The sequence below is a fragment of the Aerococcus sp. L_32 genome (genome assembly GCF_050689315.1).
Window position 1 is genome coordinate 1 of the sequence record NZ_JBOEQF010000447.1, and the last position, 1525, is coordinate 1525.

1 protein-coding gene is annotated in these 1525 nt (G+C 42.4%); it reads right to left on the reverse strand.

What is annotated here, in order from left to right:
* Positions 1–1525 (reverse strand): fructose-1,6-bisphosphatase (locus ACRCJ0_RS13795; RefSeq protein WP_431390799.1); only part of this gene is annotated, 1525 nt, incomplete at both ends.

Genomic DNA, 1525 nt, shown 5'->3' on the forward strand with positions numbered 1-1525 from the left:
ATCCGCTTTAACTGGGTCTTCACCCTTACGCTCTTTAACCGGTGTATGGCCGTTTACAATATGCCCTCGATCTGGACGAATACCAAACTCGCTTAAAATCAATTCAGCACACTCTTTGTCATTACGTAAAGTATAGTAAATATTTTTTGGCTCATGATGTGTTTCAGCATCCTCAATATAGTAACGCTCAAACGTCGTCATCTTGGTCTTTCCAAATAGCGACGACCCTTCCCCTTGCCAGATATACCACATGTAATCCAAATCAGGGTTTTCGTCTTCATTTGGTCCTTGAGCCGCAAAAGCTTGACGCATAGACTTCTCAAATTGATCCAACAATTCCCGTCCTGCATATGAACGGCCGTGAATTTCAACCGCCTTAAATGACATATCTTCATTCATCGGAATACAACCGTGATATAACAGGTTTTCATTGTAGACTTTATACAATGACCCCTTACTATATAGGTAGGCAATATGCTTTTGCAGACGGTCAGAGTTTAAGAAACCAGATTGCAATTTCGCCATCACAAACTCTTCATCCTCAGTGAGTTTGAACGGATCTGCCGGGTCTACCGTAGGGAACGTCGTATTCTTCAAGTCATATTCCTTCTCTCCAACGAGTACAGTTCCTTTTTCCAAGTTTAATTTATCAAGGAATAGGCGGTTGTCGGTTTGGAATTCAGGGTGGCGTTTAATGACTTGCGCTTCTAATTTAAATTGAATAATCGTGATTGCCTGTTGCATCTTGGCAATTTGTTTCACTTCTTCTGGAAAATGGTCCACCGCATCGTCAATCTTAGGCATGAATTCCGCGATAGTGTCATCCGGGTATGTAGCCTCCGCGAATGCCACCAAGGGTCTCAGTGAAATACCGTAGCCATCCTCGATGATTTCTAAGTTGTCATAACGGGCACAAATCCGTAATACATTGGCAATCAAAACGCGTGATCCTGAAGCAGCCCCCATCCAAATGGCGTCATGGTTCCCCCATTGGATATCGATGGATTTCTGAGCAGCCAATAAGTCAATAATTTTATCAGGTGACGGCCCACGGTCATAGATGTCCCCTAAAACGTGTAAATGATCGACAACAAGTTCCTGCATCAATTCAGACAAGGCTTCAATTAGACGGTTTGCTGCCCCTAATTCGATTACATTTTGAATGATATTCCAGTAGTAAGACCCCTTGTTGGTCAAGACAGAATCCTTAAATAACAACTCCTCAAGGATGTAAGACATGTCTTTTGGCATAGCCTTGCGCACTTTTGAACGGGTGTATTTAGACACAACAAATTGTCCCAACTCCACCATTCTAGAAATTGTTAACGTATAGAATTCATGCTCTTCCTCTACATCTGTAATATCCGCTAACACTCGGTCTAGCTTCTCTTCTGGATAGTAGACAAGGGTTGCCAACTGATTCATTTCATTCGTCGATAACCGGTTTTGGAATACCTCTCGAATCTTTTCTTTAATATTCCCCGAACCATTACGTAACACATGCGAAACAGCATCATACTCGCCG